Origin of the sequence: Nonomuraea sp. NPDC004580, from assembly GCF_040609855.1 — a bacterium.
Taxonomy (GTDB): Bacteria; Actinomycetota; Actinomycetes; order Streptosporangiales; family Streptosporangiaceae; genus Nonomuraea; species Nonomuraea salmonea.
This window is the reverse complement of the sequence record NZ_JBEXLH010000021.1, coordinates 38,573-53,525: the sequence shown is the minus strand read 5'-3', so window position 1 is coordinate 53,525 and position 14,953 is coordinate 38,573. Positions and strand designations below refer to the sequence as shown.

At 72.5% G+C, this 14,953-nt stretch carries 12 protein-coding genes; 2 read left to right on the top strand and 10 right to left on the bottom strand.

From position 1 onward, the window contains the following. Positions 1–128 precede the first annotated feature (128 nt). The 7 genes from ABZW11_RS22375 to ABZW11_RS22345 all read right to left on the bottom strand — a co-directional run bounded on the left by ABZW11_RS22375 (position 129) and on the right by ABZW11_RS22345 (position 10,623). Positions 129–1,751: a GTP-binding protein gene (locus ABZW11_RS22375; protein WP_355420025.1), complete on the bottom strand. Its 1,623-nt coding sequence runs from the start codon at positions 1,749–1,751 to the stop codon at positions 129–131. Next, positions 1,748–4,762, bottom strand: coding sequence for a dynamin family protein (locus ABZW11_RS22370; RefSeq protein ID WP_355420022.1), 3,015 nt, complete (start codon positions 4,760–4,762; stop codon positions 1,748–1,750). The genes ABZW11_RS22375 and ABZW11_RS22370 overlap by 4 nt, the downstream gene beginning before the upstream one ends. 47 nt (positions 4,763–4,809) lie before the next feature. Then, positions 4,810–6,042, bottom strand: coding sequence for a uroporphyrinogen-III C-methyltransferase (cobA, locus tag ABZW11_RS22365; protein ID WP_355420020.1), 1,233 nt, complete (start codon positions 6,040–6,042; stop codon positions 4,810–4,812). 246 nt (positions 6,043–6,288) lie between these two features. Beyond that, positions 6,289–7,359: a nicotinate-nucleotide--dimethylbenzimidazole phosphoribosyltransferase gene (gene cobT, locus ABZW11_RS22360; protein WP_355420017.1), complete on the bottom strand. Its 1,071-nt coding sequence runs from the start codon at positions 7,357–7,359 to the stop codon at positions 6,289–6,291. Positions 7,360–7,371: 12 nt separating this feature from the next. Further along, on the bottom strand, positions 7,372–8,217 hold the full coding sequence (locus ABZW11_RS22355) for a sirohydrochlorin chelatase (protein WP_355420014.1): 846 nt from the start codon (positions 8,215–8,217) through the stop codon (positions 7,372–7,374). 68 nt (positions 8,218–8,285) lie between these two features. After that, positions 8,286–9,464 carry a precorrin-6y C5,15-methyltransferase (decarboxylating) subunit CbiE gene (cbiE, locus tag ABZW11_RS22350; RefSeq protein ID WP_355420251.1) on the bottom strand — a complete coding sequence of 393 codons (1,179 nt, stop codon included), beginning with the start codon at positions 9,462–9,464 and terminating at the stop codon, positions 8,286–8,288. A 79-nt stretch (positions 9,465–9,543) separates the two neighbouring features. Beyond that, the gene (locus ABZW11_RS22345) at positions 9,544–10,623 is read right to left on the bottom strand and encodes a GNAT family N-acetyltransferase (RefSeq protein WP_355420011.1); all 1,080 of its coding nucleotides are present in this window, start codon (positions 10,621–10,623) and stop codon (positions 9,544–9,546) included. Positions 10,624–10,700: 77 nt separating this feature from the next. On the opposite strand from ABZW11_RS22345, the gene ABZW11_RS22340 reads away from it, so the two are divergent. Both ABZW11_RS22340 and ABZW11_RS22335 read left to right on the top strand, forming a co-directional pair. Beyond that, positions 10,701–11,105 (top strand): DUF2795 domain-containing protein, encoded by a 405-nt coding sequence (locus tag ABZW11_RS22340; RefSeq protein WP_355420008.1) that lies wholly within the window; start codon positions 10,701–10,703, stop codon positions 11,103–11,105. A gap of 3 nt (positions 11,106–11,108) precedes the next feature. Beyond that, complete coding sequence (locus tag ABZW11_RS22335; protein WP_355420005.1) at positions 11,109–12,122, top strand: Vms1/Ankzf1 family peptidyl-tRNA hydrolase; 1,014 nt, start codon at positions 11,109–11,111, stop codon at positions 12,120–12,122. 122 nt (positions 12,123–12,244) lie between these two features. Here ABZW11_RS22335 and ABZW11_RS22330 read toward each other — a convergent pair whose 3' ends face one another. Genes ABZW11_RS22330 through ABZW11_RS22320 form a run of 3 tightly spaced genes read right to left on the bottom strand, consistent with a single transcriptional unit; the run spans position 12,245 to position 14,942 of the window. Next, on the bottom strand, positions 12,245–12,808 hold the full coding sequence (locus ABZW11_RS22330; RefSeq protein ID WP_355420002.1) for an LUD domain-containing protein: 564 nt from the start codon (positions 12,806–12,808) through the stop codon (positions 12,245–12,247). Further along, positions 12,805–14,214, bottom strand: a complete 1,410-nt coding sequence (locus tag ABZW11_RS22325; protein ID WP_355419999.1) for a lactate utilization protein B — start codon at positions 14,212–14,214, stop codon at positions 12,805–12,807. Before ABZW11_RS22325 ends, ABZW11_RS22330 begins: the two co-directional genes overlap by 4 nt. After that, entirely contained in the window at positions 14,211–14,942 is a 732-nt protein-coding gene (locus tag ABZW11_RS22320; RefSeq protein WP_355419996.1) for a (Fe-S)-binding protein, read from the bottom strand. The genes ABZW11_RS22325 and ABZW11_RS22320 overlap by 4 nt, the downstream gene beginning before the upstream one ends. Positions 14,943–14,953: the final 11 nt, after the last annotated feature.

Sequence of the window (14,953 nt, the reverse complement as noted above, 5' to 3'; positions counted from 1 at the left end):
CACGCAGAGCAACGATGGTGGTGCCTCCACACGCAAAGCAGCCGTGGTGCAGCGGTGGTGATGATGTAAGAGCTGTCGCATGGAAAAGGCTGCCCGCTCGTACGAACGCGGGCAGCCCCCGACACCCCTCAGACGGACAAGTCCCGCATGGCCGTGTAAAAGGCGTGGTGCCGTTTCAGCTCTTCCTCCACCGGCTCTACGACCATGGTCGCCGACACGGCCGCGACCCGCCGGCGCATCTCCCGTTCGAGACGCTCCCGCTCCCGCGAAGCGCCCAGCTCGACGAAGTTCCGGGAGGCGATGCCGGACAAAGCCCCCAACCCCAGGACGGACGCCGTCATCAGCCCCACCCACGGCAACGTCGCACTGTCACCCAGGAGCTCCAGGGCATCCGGCAGCTGACCGGGCATGAGCAGCCCGACGGCGAGCCAGGCGAGCCCGGCCACGAACGCCAGCACCAGCAGGTACTGCCAGACCTTGAGCACCCACCACCACGCCGGTACGCGATCGAGCTGCGGCGCCACCTCGGCGAGATCCTCGGTGAGCGCCTGCGGCAGCCCCCTGGACCGGCCACGAGCCGCCTTGTACACGGCCGTGCGCCACACCGGATGCATGCCGCCGGACAGCCCGTCGGCCAGCGCCTGCACCGCGTTCGCCACCTCGGCCGACTGCGCGGTGACCGACGTGGTGCTGATGCCGCGGATCTCCTCCGCCACGTCGTCGAGCTTGAGGCTCTTCAGCGGATCGGCACGGAACTTCCCCGCCCACCGCGGGTACGGCCACCCGACGTACCGGTTCGACCGTTCGGCGTACATGTTCTCCATGGCCTCACCCACGGCCGGCACGCCCACCGCGTCGCACAGCGCGTCGGTGAGCCCCATGCGGCGGGCCTCGTCGACCGCGGACGGCACCGACAGGGCCTCGCCCATCGGCAGGGCCTGGCTGAGCTTCTGCTCCAGCCGCCGCAGGTCGGCTTCGAGCTTCTGGATGGCGGCCCTGCGCCGGGCGACCGCGGTGGCGATCACGCTCTTGAGGCTCTCGACGCCGCGGCCGGTGACGGCGGAGGTCGGTACGACGCTGGGATGCTCGACGCCTTCCTTACGCAGCAGGTCGTTGAGGTCGATGACCAGCTCGGCCAGCTCTTCCGTGGTCAGCCGGTCGGCCTGGTTGAGCGCGAACACGGTGACCGCGTCGTGCCCGGCCAGCTCGGTGACGTAGCGCCGGTGCGTGGACGCGTCGGCGTACTTCTGCGGGTCGAGCACCCACACCACCAGGTCGGCCAGCCCGATCAGCCGGTCGGCCTCGGTGTCGGTGAGCGCCCTGATCGAGTCGTGGTCGGGCAGGTCGAGCAGGATCAGCCCGTGCAGCTGGCTGTCGCCCTTGTCGAGCGCGCTCGCCCGGGAGAAGCGGTGGCGCCACTGGATCTGCAGCCAGTCGAGCAGCGGCCCCGAACCGTCGAGCCCCCACACGCAGGCGTGGGTGCGGGCGGTGGTGGGCCGGCGTACGCCGGTGGGCGACAGCTCCAGCCCCGAGATGGCGTTGAACAGCGACGACTTGCCGCTGCCCGTGCCGCCCGCGAGGGCGACGACGGTGTGCTCGGACGACAGCTTGAGCCGGTCGCCGGCGCGCAGCAGCAGCGCACCGGCCTCGTCGAGCAGCTTCTGGTCGAGCCGTCCCTGGCCCAGCTCCACCACTGTGGCGAGCGCGGACAGTCTCGGGGCCAGCCCCGGCCTGGTGGTCGTGGTGGTCATCGAGCGACCTCGAGGTTGTACGTAGCCTGGTAGAGGCGGGTTGCGACGGAGTCGTCCGGAATGCCGGCGGAGTCGAGCGCCTTCACGTAACGCATGGCTTCCTCGTCGAAGAGCATGCCGATCCTGGCCCGGAGATCACTGAATGCCTTGGTGCCGATGCCGCGCAGAGACTCGGCGCCGAGCAGGGCGTTGACCAGCCGGTGCGGCACACCCTCGCCGTTGCCCCCGCTGAACATGGCCACCATGAAGATCAGGGCGAGCGACTCGGGGTCGAACGAGACGATCTTCGACACCGAGCGCTTGGCCACACCCTCCGTGCGTACGAGCTCGCCCAGGTGGTCCTGCCAGGACGCGATCGCCCGGCCGGTGTGGCGTACGAGGTCGTCCGACGGCTTGTCGAGGTCCTCCCCGAGCTTGGCCCCCAGCTCCGAGCGGTGCCGCCAGCGTGCCGCCACCTCCTTCGAGGCGCGGTTGGCCGCGGCGACGATCACCGACTCGAGCCCCGACCTGATCGCCGCCTTGAACGCCAGCACCCGCTCGGGCGCCTGCCTGGCCGCCCTGCCGCGCCTGCGCAGGTGCAGCGCGCGCATCAGGTCGCCGGAGCCGGCGAAGTCCTGCCAGCGGGCCAGCACCTCGCCGTGCAGCAGCGAGCCGTTCTTGGACGCCTTGTCGATGTCGCTCAACGCGCTCAGGAACGCCGCCTCGACATCGCCGCGCAGCTCCGCCCTGATCGCGGCCCCCGCCTCCAGGTGCTTGGCCAGCGCGGGCACGCGGGTGCGGAAGCTGTTGAGCACGCCGTTCAGGGTCTCGCGTACGGCCGCCGCCCGCCTGGCCTCGTCGACCGACAGCTCCGCCAGCCACAGCCGCAGCTCCGTGACCTCGCTGTCGGGCAGCCTGCCGTCGGAGACCTTCGACTCGTGGATGACGAACCGTTCGATGTCGCCCAGACCGTACTCGGTCAGCATGCGGACGAAATGCTTGAGCACCACGTCGGCGGACTTGTCGGGCACCCGGGACAGGACGATCGCCAGCCGGGCGCCGCGCTCCTTGGCCAGGCGCAGCACGTTCCAGGCCGGCGCGTCGGCGTAGCGGGCGGCCGTCGTCACGAAGATCCACAGGTCGGCGGTGTCGAGCATGCGGCGGGCGATCTCGTGGTGCTCCTCGACCACCGAGTCGATGTCGGGGGTGTCGAGCAGCGCCACGCCCTGCGGCAGCTTCTCCGTCGGGGCGATGACCACGCTGTCCAGGCCCGCCTCGGGGCTCGGCTTGTCGAGCCGTTCAAGGCCGCCCAGCAGCTCGCCCTCCGCGAACCACTTGTGGTCCTCCGGGTGGCAGACCAGCACGGGTGTGCCGGTGGTCGGGCGGCGTATGCCCGTGCGTGAGACGTTCTTCTCGGCCAGGCTGTTGACCAGCGTGGACTTGCCCGCGCCCGTCGAACCGGCCACCACGATCAGGGCCGGGGCCGTGCTCGTCCTGATCCTCGGGACGACGTAGTTCTCCAGCTGGGCCAGCAGGGCCGCCTGCGCCTGCCGCGCCTCGGCCGACCCTGGCAGGTCGTCGCAGAAGCGTACGTCGGCGATGCTCTCGCGGAGGGCGTTCAGGGCCGTCGTGAGCGCCTCGACCGTCTCGGGCGGCAACTCCTCCACCCGCTCACCGGGCCCGGGCGGCGACACCTCCGGCCACCCGGCCTCGCCCCCATCCTCCTGGGCGTCCTGGGCCTGGGCGTCCTGGGCCTGGGCGTCCTCGGCCTCAGCCTGCTCGCCGTCGTGGGCGGTCCCGCCGTCGTGGGCGGTCTCGCCGTCGTCCGAGGGCTCGCCGGAGGCGGCCTGCTCGCCGTCCTTCGGCTGCTCGTCGGAGGTCTGCTCGCTCTGGGACTGCGGCTCGGACGCGGCGGACTCGGAGGTTTCCGGCTTTCCGGCTTCGTCCGCACTCACCGGCTCATCGGGCTGCTGAACAGCCTGTACGTCACCAACGCCGGCCGACGGGGACGGCTGCTTGCCCACGGGTGGCTGCCGCAGCACGGCCGGCTTCTCGAAGAGCGAGGGACGGCCCGAGGAAGGCTCAGAGGACGTGGCCGGCACGTCGATGGACGGGAACGATGGCCAGTCGAGCGACGGGAGAGACGGTTCGTCCGTGGACCGACGGGACGGCCCATCGCTGGACGGATAGGACGGCGCGTCCGTGGACGGGTACGAAGGCCCGTCGGTGGAGGCGAAGGACGGCCTTTCACCGGGCGCGGGCTCTCGGAGGACGGCCGGCTTCTCGAACATCGACGTGCGCCCCGAAGGCTGCTCGGGCTGCTGCTCGACCTTGCGCGCCGGACGGAACGCCCACGAGGTCCCGTCATCGGCCGCCGAGCCTTCTGCGGGTGACGCCCGGCCAGGCGCCGGAAACTCACCGGAGGGGCCGTCGGTGGCAGGAGGGCTCCGCAACACGGCCGGCTTCTCGAACAGGGAAGGTCTGGGGGACGAAGGCTTCTCGAAGAGCGAAGGCCGACGCCCGCCCTGCTCCTCGGACGCAGAGGCATCGGCATCCGCCCGCTCACCAGAATGCGACGCAACGGCATCCGCCCGCTCACCGGAGGCTGCGCTGACGACACTCGCCTCGGCCTGGCCCTGGGCAGCAGTTTCAGCGTCGCCGGGGGCGGCCGTTTCCGCAGTCTCGGGCGGCTCGGACTCGGCGACTCCGGTCGGGCCGGTCTCTCCGGCTTCGGCTGTCTCGACGTCGCCGCCGGCGGCCGCTTCGGGCTCGCTGGGTTCGGGCGCGTCGGCCTCGTCAGGCGTTTCGGCGTCTGTGGTGCCGGATGAGGCGTCGGCCTCGCCAGTGTCGACCGCCTCGGGCTCGGCGGGAGCGGCGGGCTCGGCCACATCGTCGCTCTGGGCCTCCTGCAGGGTGTTGCGGGGCTTGGTCTTCTTGGCGCGGCGCGGGTGGTCGTCCGCGGGGGCGGGGTCCGCCGTGCCCTCTCCGGAGGTCTCCGGGAGGGCGTCGTCGGTTACCGGGCGGAAGCTCATCGTCTGCTCCCCGGGCGGCTCCGGCCGCCCGTCATCCATGGCCGTGTTCACGGCAAGCGCTCCGCTCGAACCATCTCGACCTCCTGGCCGACCCTCACGACGTCACCGACGATGACGATCGCCGGCGGCCGGATCCCAGCCGCGGACACGCGGTCGGCCACGGTGGAAAGCGAAGCGGTGACCGCCCGCTGGGTCGGAAGGGTACCGTCCTGCACCACCATTACGGGAGTCTCTGGAGAACGTCCGTCACGGATGAGCGCTTCTGCGACTTTTGGCAGGCGTTCGACGGCCATCAACAGCACCAGAGTGCCGTGGGAACGCGCCAGGGCGGGCCAGTCGACGGTGGAGGCGGGGTCGTCGGGCGCCACGTGCACGGAGATCACGTGGAACTCCTGGCTCACCCCGCGGTGGGTGACGGGCACGCCGGCCGCGGCCGGCACGGCGACGGCGCTGGTGAGGCCGGGCACGATGAGCACCGGGATGCCGGCCTCGGCGCAGGCGATGAGCTCTTCGCCGCCCCGCCCGAACACGAACGAGTCGCCGCCCTTGAGCCTGACCACGAACTTGCCCTGCCTGGCCCGGTCGATGAGCAGCTCGTTGATGGTCTCCTGGGGCAGCGAACGGCCGTAGGGGACCTTGGCGGCGTCGATGAGCTCGACGTCGGGGGCCAGCTCGTCGAGCAGCGCGCGCGGCGCGAGGCGGTCGGCGACCACGACGTCGGCCTGGGCGAGCAGCTGGCGCCCGCGCACGGTGATGAGGCCGGGGTCGCCGGGGCCGCCGCCGACGAGGGCGACGCCGACGGGTTTGGTGCGGTTGCGCCGGGCGTCGACGGTGCCGTCGCGCAGCGCGCCGACGATGGCGTCGCGGATGCCGGCGGCCCTGCGCGGGTCGCCGCCGGCGGTGACGGCCACGCCGATCTCGTCGACCCGCCCGGTGGCAGGGGTCCAGGCGGCGGAGGCGTCTTTGTCGTCGGCGCGCACGCACCACACGCGCTTGGCCTCCGCCTCGGCGGCGACCGCCGTGTTGACCGACCTGTCGTCGGAGCACGCCTGTACGAGCCAGGCCCCGTCGCAGTCGCCGACCTCGTAGGGCCGGGCGTGCCACGTGACCCTTCCCGCGGCGATCAGGTCGTCGAGCGCCGGCGTGACGGACGGCGAGACGACCGTGACCTCCGCACCGGCCTCTAGCAGCGCGGGCACCCGGCGCTGGGCGACGCGGCCGCCGCCCACGACGAGCACCCGGCGGCCGGAAAGCCGCAGGCCGAGGAGGTAGGGACCCATGGGGGGAATCTCCCGTTCGCGAAGGTTGTGTTTAGAGGTAAACCTACCGGCTTCGCCTGTGTCATTTGCTGCGCACACGTCAACGAGCGTGGAAAGCGACCGCGCGAGGCCCGCCCTCATCGTCACCACGGCGTCCGGCCATCGCTGTCAGGCACCAAGGATAACCCGATCCCACAGGCCACCGCCCTGGGACGCACGCCTGCGGGCGCGCTGAAGAGCGGCGAGCCCTGGTCGCCGTACGGCATGTCACACGGGCTTCTCGGTCACCCCGGCCGAGTCGAACGTGGCCACCTCGTGCAGCACCCGCACCGCCGCGCACACCGTCGGATGCGCCAGCAGGCCGCCCGTGCCCTCGCCGAGCCGCAGCTCCAGGTCCATGATCGGGCGCAGCCCGAGGTGGTCGAGCGCGGCGCCGTGGCCGGGCTCGGCGGAGCGGTGGCCGGCCACGCAGTGGTCGGTGACGGCGGGGTCGAGCGCCGCGGCGACCAGCGCGGCGGCCCCGGAGATGACGCCGTCGAGTATCACCGGCACGCGGGCGGCGGCCCCGGCGAGGACGAACCCCGCGATGGCCGCGTGCTCGAACCCGCCGACGGCCGCGAGCGCGCGCAGCGCCTCGCTGGGCGAGGAGGCGACGTCGGCCAGGGCGTGGGAGCGCATGGCCTGGCGGACGATGCCGACCTTCAGCTCGTACGTCTCGTCGTCGATGCCGGTGCCCCGCCCGGTCACCTCGGCCGGGTCCCTGCCGGTGAAGGCGGAGACGAGGGCGGCGGAGGCGGTGGTGTTGGCGATGCCCATGTCGCCGGTGATGAGGCAGCGCGCGCCGGAGTCCACGAGGTCCCTGGCGACCTGGATGCCCGCCTCCAGGCCTCTGACGGCCTGGTCGACGGTCATGGCAGGGCCCGCGGACAGGTCGGCGGTGCCGTACGCGATCTTGCGCTTGATGAGCCCCGGCGCGTCGGGCAGGTCGGCGGCGACGCCGACGTCCACCACGGTCACGGACGCGCCCGCCTGCGCCGCGAAGGCGTTGGCGACCGCGCCGCCGGCGAGGAAGTTGGCGACCATCTGCACGGTCACCTCCTGCGGCCACGGGCTGACGCCGCGCGCGTGCACGCCGTGGTCGGCGGCGAAGATGGCCAGGGCGGCCGGCTCGGGCATGGGCGGCGGGCTGACGCCGGCCGCGCCCGCGAGGCGGATCGAGACCTCTTCCAGCGCGCCGAGCGAGCCGCGGGGCTTGGTGAGGCGGTCCTGGTGGGCGCGGGCGTCGGCGAGCGCCCGCGGGTCGGCGGGGCGGATCGCGGCGAGCGTCTCGGCGAGCACGAAAACCTCCACTTACGGGACGAGTTGGAGCGCTTCTTCGTAGCGGTCGATGACGACGTCGGCGAGGATCTCGCAGTCGCCGATCACCTCGGCGCAGCGGATGTCGAGATCGGGGTGCCCGGCGCCGTACGCCAGCGCCTGCGCCCACACGCGCTCCAGCAGCCCGCCCGCGAACAGCAGATACGGCACCACGATGACGCGTTTGGCGCCGAGCCTGCGGCAGCGTTCGAGCCCGCCGGGCACGCCGGGCGGCGTGACGGAGACGAACGCGGTCTCGACGGTCATGAAGTCGTAGGCGTGGGTCTCCCAGAACAGCCGGGAGACGCGGTGGATCTCCGCGTTGGCGGTGGCGTCGGTGGAGCCCTCGCCGACCAGGACGACGGCGGTCTCGCCCGGCTCGACGTGGGCGTGGAGGTCTTCGGACGGCCAGGCGTCGACCGCGCGCAGCCGGGGCCTGGCACCGGCGAGTTCCAGCGAGCGCGGACGGGAGATCTCGGTGGCGGCCTCGTTGAGCCGTTCGGCCAGCAGCGCGAGCACGCGCGGGTCGGGACCGAGCGGGCGGCCGTAGTCGTACATGAGCGTGGGGTGGCGCTGCTGCTCCAGCGCCATCGCGGCCGGGAACTCCTCGCCCACCCTGCTGAGGCTCAGCGGCAGCGCGACCAGCCGGTGGTGCCCCCGCGCGACGAGGGAGGCGACCGAGTCGCTCAGCCGGGGCGTGGCCCGCTCGAGGTAGCCGCCCGAGACGTCGGCGCCCGTCTGGTCGAGGCGGCAGCGCAGGCGGTGTACGAACCTGCCGAACTCGGCGGCGTAGGCGTCGTCCTGTGAGCCCTGCCCGATCAGCAGGAGCGGCGGCTTCATTGAGGGAATCTCCGGTGCGGTAGACAAAGTCACGCGAGGATAACCGATGCGCGCCGGTAGGGAACAGGTCACCCTGTGTGCGCGGGCCTGGCGTGCACCACGAAGACGGGGTCGGCGGCGGTCAGGCGGTGTGCGCCGCCGGGGTCGACGCTCAGCCTGGAGGCCAGGATCTGCGTGCCCTCGCCGCGGTAGCCCTGCTCGCGCAGCCGGTCGAGCACGGCGGGCACCTGCTCGACCTTGCGCAGCGCGCAGACCAGCGCGCGCGGCCGCCGCGCGGCGCAGGCGTCGATCACGTCGAGCCCGCCGCCGCCCACGTAGACGGCGTCGGGGTCGGGCAGCGGCTCCAGCGCGGGCGGCGCCTGTCCCCTGGCCAGCGCCACTTTCACCCCATGTTCGAGTACGTTGGCGCGCAGCGCGGCGCAGCGGGCCTCGTCGCGTTCGACGGCCACGACGGCCGCGCCGAGCCTGGCGCATTCGACGGCGATCTGGCCGACGCCGGCGCCGACGTCCCAGACCAGGTCGCCGAGCCGCGGCCCCAGCTTGGCCAGCACGTACGCCCGCACCTCGGGCGGGATCCCGTCGTCGCCGAACGCCAGCGCCCACTCCTCCGGCCCCGGCTGCGCGCCCGCCACCCAGCCCCGCCCGCCCGGCCGGTGCAGCGGATCGACGACGAGCACCACGTCGGGGTCCTTCCACGGCCGGGTGGTGGCCTCGCCCATGCGGCTGTGGGTGACGCGCTCGTCGGGGCCGCCGAGGTCCTCGCAGACGATGAGCGCGCGCGGTGTGGTGGGCGCCAGCTCCCTGGCGATCTCGGCGGGGCCGACGCCGGGCGCGACGAGCAGCGCGACCTTGGGGTGGGCGCGGCAGGCGTTGACCACCCTGGCCAGCTGCGCGGGCCCGGACGGCGCCACGACCAGGGCGTCGTCCCAGTGCAGCCCGGCGCGGGCGAAGGCCGTGCCGACGAGCGACGTGGCGGGCAGGACGTCCGGTTCAAGCCCGTGTGCCCGCAGCTCGCGGACGACGCCGAAGAAGCCGGGGTCGCCCTGGGCGAGCACGACCGCGGGGCCCTCACCGTGTTCGAGATGGTCGTCGATGGTCTCCAGCAGCGACGTGTCCCGCGCGGTCGCCGCGTTCAGCTTGAGCTGCCCGATGATCGCGTCGGGGCCCACGACGAGCCCCGCCTCGTGCAGCCTGGTCACCGCCCTGGCCGACAGCCCGGAACCGTCCCAGCCGACCACCGTGATCATGCGCCTCACCGTCCTCACCTCAAGGGTGACGGCTGCGGAGGGGTTTCACAAAGGGTGACGGGGTCAGTCCGCCGTGCCCTCAGGCCAGATCAGACGGGATGAGGCTGTAGACGACCAGGTCCTCCCCCGCCAGCGACGAGCGCGCGACGCCCTCGCGGACGAAGCCGGCCTTCTCGGCGACCCGCTGAGAGGCGGTGTTGGCGGTGGCGGCGCGCAGCTGGAGCCGGGCGAAGCCGTGCCGCTCGAACAGCCAGCGGGCGACGGCCAGCACGGCTTCCGCCGCGTAGCCGTTGCCCCTGGCCCAGGGCGCGGTCATGTAGCCGACCTCGGCGGTCCTGTTGTGCCAGTCGAGGTCGCGCAGGTCGAGGTTGACCGCGTACCTGCCGGTGTCCGTCTCCTCGGCGGTCCATGCGACGCCGATGCCGCGGATGCGCTGGCGCTCGGTGTGGGCGATGTAGGCGCGCGCCTGCTCCTCGGTGTAGCCGTGCGGCACGCCCGTGTGCTCCTGGGTGAGCGGGTCGGCGCCGGTGGCCGCCAGGTACGGCGCGTCGCGCGGCTCCTGAGGGCGCAGCCGGAGCCGTTCGGTGAGCAGGTCCGCCTTCGGCAGCGTGGCGCCGGGGGCCGGGCTGTCGGTGCGCAGCAGGCCGAAGACGACGAGGTCGTGCGTGCCGTCGTCGTCCAGCACGGCTTCGCGGATGACGCCCTCCCAGGTGAAGCCCGCTTTGCGGGCGACGCTGAGCGAGGCGTGGTTGTCCAGGTTCGCGGTCAGGTCGATGCGGCGCAGCCCGACGGTTCCGAACGCCCACTTCGCCAGCCCGCGCACCGCCTCGGTGGCGAAGCCGCGGCCCCGGTAGAGGGGGTGCACGCCGTAGCCGACCTCGGTCGTCCCCGTACTCCATGAGGTCTTGAACAGGCTGATCGCGCCCACGATGAGGCCCTCGCCGTCGGCCATCGCGAGGTGGATGCCCTGGCCGCTGCGGCGCAGCTCGTGCACGCCCTGCCGCAGCCACTGCTCGACGCCGCTGGCCTTGGCGGGCGCGCCGGGCGGCAGGAACCGTACGCCGGACTTGACGATCGAGCGGATCCTGGGCGCGTCCTCTGGGCCGAACGCCCGCAGCGTCAGCCGGGCCGTGGCGATGCGCACATCGGGGTCGAACACGCTGGGCAGGGTACACAGCCGCGATGTTTGCCCACGAAAGCGGGGGTAGGGGCGCATCAGAGAGGAGTGAGAGAAGCATGGAACGTGGGAGCGACAAGCACGGACCCCGCCTGGACGAGGAGCAGAAGCACGAGACCGAGGGCATGATGCGCGGCGGCGGCACGACGCACGCCGAGGAGTGGAAGGAGCCCGAGGCCATGCCGTCCGCCGGAGAGGAGTCGTCGTCGTACCCGCCCGGTCACGCGCCCGGCGTCTCGGAGGGCATGACGCAGCGTGACGTGGACGTCCGCAGCAACCTGGCGAAGTGGCTGAGCGACACCCATTGGCCGGCCTCGAAGGAGGAGCTGCTGGCCAGGGCCCGCCGTGAAGGCGCTCCCGATCCCGTGATCGACATGGTGGAGTCGCTGCCCGATCGCGACTACACGAACATGTCCGACGTCGCCAAGGCCCTCGGTCTCGGCGTGGAGCAGCGGAGGTTCTGAACCGTGCGGCTCGACTTCATCCGCCCCCTGTACGACCGGCGCGGACCGTACGCGTCGGTCTACATGGGAGCGCTCACCGTCGCGGAGCGCAAGGCCCACTGGCGCAGCGTCCGCGACCGGCTCGACCACCAGGTGGACGACGCCACCATCGACGCACTCGAAGAGGAGGCGCTGCAGGCCGCCGCCGGGCGGGCGCTGTTCGCGACGGACGGCACGGTGGTGCTGGCGGAGTCGCTGGCGCAGCCGCCCGACGAGCTGGCCACCTGCTCGCCGCTGCCGCACGTCACGCCGATGCTGATGCGGCGCGGCGAGAACGTGCCGCACATCCGGGTCATCGTGGACCACGCGGGGGCCGAGGTGACCGTGTACGGCGGCGGCGCGCCGCGCAGGACGACGGTGGAGGCCGAGTCCTGGCCTTTGCAGAAGACGTCGCAGGGCGGCTGGTCGCAGCGCCGCTACGAGCAGGCCGTCGAGGACACCTGGGAGAAGAACGCGGTCGCGGTCGCGCACGAGGTCGATGAGCAGGTACGCCGGATCGGCGCGGAGCTGGTCCTGGTGGCCGGGCAGCCGAAGTCGCGCTCGTACCTGCTGCGCCACCTCGGCACCCAGTCGGCCGACCGCGTCACGATCGTCGAGCACGGGAGCCGCGACGACCACGGGCAGTTCGAGCAGGACGTGGAGCGCGCGCTCGACGAGTGGCTCGCCCGCCGCTGCGCCGAGCTGCTCGAACGCCACCAGGAGTCGGCCGCGCCCACCGGGCCCGCGCGCGTCTCGCAGGCGCTGCGCGAGGGCCGCGTGCACGCCGTGCTGATGCCCGGCGAGCTGTCCGCGCCCGTCTGGGTCGGCGAGGGCGGCACGCAGGTGGGCACCGATCCCCACGAGCTGCGCCACTGGGGGGTGGCCGAGCCGGTGCGCGAGCGCGCCGACTCCGCGCTGGTCAGGGCGGCCGCGATGACGGACGCCGAGGTGTGGTTCACCGACGACGTCAAGGACGTCGCCGCGGTCCTGCGCTACTGACCGAAACGCCGCCACGACGCCTCGCCACAGGCCAGGACGCCGCCACGACGCCTCGCCACAGGCCAGGACGCCGTGACGGCCCATCGCCACCGGCCAGGAGCGGCGGCCCTTGGCCGAGGGCCTCAGGTGCTGATGACCACTTCGAGGGTACGAGGGCCGTGGACGCCCTCGACCCGGTTCAGCTCGATGTCGCTGGTCGCCGAAGGGCCGCTGATCCAGGTGAGGGGCCGCGACGGGTCGAGCCTGGCGATCGCCTCGGGCACGCCGGGGACGATCTGGTCGGCCCGCACCACGCACAGGTGGTAGTCGGGCACCAGCGTCTGCGCCCGTGTGCCCTGGCCGGGCCCGTGGTCGAGGACGATGGTGCCGGTCTCGGCCACGGCGACCGCGCAGCCGGTGATCACGCCGTCGGCGGTCCGCAGGTCGGGCCAGCCGCCCTCCCGGTCGAAGCCGTCGGGGACGATCATCTTGCGCTCGCCGAGGCACGCGTCGACGGTGGCCGATACGTCGGCCGCCGCCACCACGTGCACGATCGCGCGGTAGTCGTCCACCCGCTCGGCGAACAGGCGTACCAGCTCGGACGCGTCCACCTCCCGCCGCACGCGGTAGCCGCGCGGGATCTCGACATCGGGCGCACCCGCCACGGCTCTGCCGATCCTGGCCAGGATCTCCTCACGCGCGCTCATTCCGCCTCCTCGCTCGCGCCGCCGCCGGTCCGCTTCCACCAGTCCCTGAACGGCTCCTCGGGGATCTCCGGCACGTCCCTGGTGTCGGTCCACGCCGACAGCGGCCCCGGCAGCCGTCTCGGCACCACCTTGCGCAGCCGGGAGGCCGCGCGCTGCGCCTTGGCCAGGCGTTCGTGGTCGTCGAGCACCCAGCCGGCCACCTTCATGCCGGCCTTCTCGGCCGCCGCGTGCGGCGCCTTGGCGCGCAGGTCCACCAGGACCTCGGGGATGTCGATGGCGACCGGGCACACCTCGTAGCAGGCGCCGCACAGGCTGGAGGCGTACGGCAGCGAGGCGTCCAGCTCCGAGCTCATGCCTCTGAGCTGCGGGGTGAGGATCGCGCCGATCGGCCCTGGATAGACCGAGCCGTACGCGTGGCCGCCGGCCCGCTCGTACACGGGGCAGACGTTCAGGCAGGCCGAGCAGCGGATGCAGCGCAGCGCCTGGCGGCCCACCTCGTCGGCGAGCACGTCGGTGCGGCCGTTGTCGAGCAGCACCAGGTGGAAGTCCTGGCCTTCGACGGCGCCGGTCCACATGCTCGTGTACGGGTTCATCCGCTCACCGGTGGAGCTGCGCGGCAGAAGCTGGAGGAACACCTCCAGATCCCGCCAGGACGGCAGCAGCTTCTCGATCCCGACGACGCTGATGAGGGTCTCGGGCAGCGACAGGCACATGCGGCCGTTGCCCTCCGACTCCAGCACGACGAGGGTGCCGCTCTCGGCCACCATGAAGTTGGCGCCGGAGATCGCGACCTTGCTCCTGAGGAAGCGTTCGCGCAGGTGCAGCCGGGCCGCCTCGGTCAGCGCGGGCGGGTCGTCGGTGAGGTCGGCCGAGACGCCGGGCATCTTGTCGAGGAAGATCTCCCGGATCTCCGAGCGGTTGCGGTGGATGGCGGGGACCAGGATGTGGCTCGGGAAGTCGTCGCCGAGCTGCACGATCAGCTCGGCGAGGTCGGTCTCGTACGCGGTGATGCCGTGCTGGGCGAGCGCCTCGTTGAGGCCGATCTCCTGGGTGGCCATCGACTTGACCTTGACCACCTCGCGCTCGCCGGTGGCCTTGACCAGCTCGGTGACGATGCGGTTGGCCTCGGCGGCGTCCCTCGCCCAGTGGACGGCGCCGCCCGCCGTGGTGACCGCGTCCTCCAGCTGGAGCAGGTAGCGGTCGAGGTTGCGCAGCGTGTGGTCCTTGATGGCCTTGCCGGCGGCGCGCAGCTCCTGCCAGTCGGGCAGCTCGCCGACGACGGAGGCGCGCTTGCCGCGAATGGTGTGGGTGGCCTTGCGGAGGTTGAAGCGCAGCTGCGAGTTCTGGACAGCCTTCTCCGAGTTTTTCGGGAAATTTCCTGGCATCCCGAGGAATGTCGCGCTCATCGGGCCTCCTCCGTGGACGCGAGGATCTCGGCCAGATGCATGGCCCTGACGCCCGCCCGCTGCCGGCCCAGCGTGCCGCCGATGTGCATCAGGCAGGAGTTGTCGGCCGCGCACAGCACCTCGGCGCCGGTGTCCAGGATGTTGCGGGTCTTGTCGGCGCCCATCGCGGCGGAGATCGCCGGGTTCTTCACGGCGAACGTGCCGCCGAAGCCGCAGCACTCCTCGGCGCCGGGCAGCGGGACGAGTTCGAGGCCGCGCACGTTCCGCAGCAGCCGCAGGGGACGGTCGCCCAGGCGGAGGCCGCGCAGCGAGTGGCACGTCGGGTGATATGTCACCCGGTGCGGGAAATATGCGCCGACGTCGTCAACCTTCAGGACGTCGATCAGGAACTCCGACAGCTCGTACACCTTGGGCGCGACCTCCTCGATCGCCGCCGCGCCCCGGCTGCCCGGCCTGGCCAGCTTCGGGTACTGCTCGCGCACCATGGCCGCGCACGACCCCGACGGCGCCACCACGGCGTCGTACCCGGCGAAGACCTCCGTGAAGTGCCGCGCCAGCCGTACGCCCTCCGTCCGATATCCGGTGTTGACGTGCATCTGCCCGCAGCAGGTCTGGGCGGCGGGAAAGTCCACCTCGCAGCCGAGCCTGCGCAGGAGCGACACGACCGCCTTGCCGGTGCCGGGGAAGAGCGTGTCGTTCACGCACGTAATGAACAGGGCGACTCGCACGACTCTCCTTT

Coding starts and splice junctions, on each gene's coding strand:
- ABZW11_RS22375 (WP_355420025.1), bottom strand. CDS start 1,751: ATGACCACCACGACCACCAGGCCGGGGCTGGCCCCGAGACTGTCCGCG.
- ABZW11_RS22370 (WP_355420022.1), bottom strand. CDS start 4,762: ATGAGCTTCCGCCCGGTAACCGACGACGCCCTCCCGGAGACCTCCGGA.
- cobA (WP_355420020.1), bottom strand. CDS start 6,042: ATGGGTCCCTACCTCCTCGGCCTGCGGCTTTCCGGCCGCCGGGTGCTC.
- ABZW11_RS22355 (WP_355420014.1), bottom strand. CDS start 8,217: ATGAAGCCGCCGCTCCTGCTGATCGGGCAGGGCTCACAGGACGACGCC.
- cbiE (WP_355420251.1), bottom strand. CDS start 9,464: ATGATCACGGTGGTCGGCTGGGACGGTTCCGGGCTGTCGGCCAGGGCG.
- ABZW11_RS22340 (WP_355420008.1), top strand. CDS start 10,701: ATGGAACGTGGGAGCGACAAGCACGGACCCCGCCTGGACGAGGAGCAG.
- ABZW11_RS22330 (WP_355420002.1), bottom strand. CDS start 12,808: ATGAGCGCGCGTGAGGAGATCCTGGCCAGGATCGGCAGAGCCGTGGCG.
- ABZW11_RS22325 (WP_355419999.1), bottom strand. CDS start 14,214: ATGAGCGCGACATTCCTCGGGATGCCAGGAAATTTCCCGAAAAACTCG.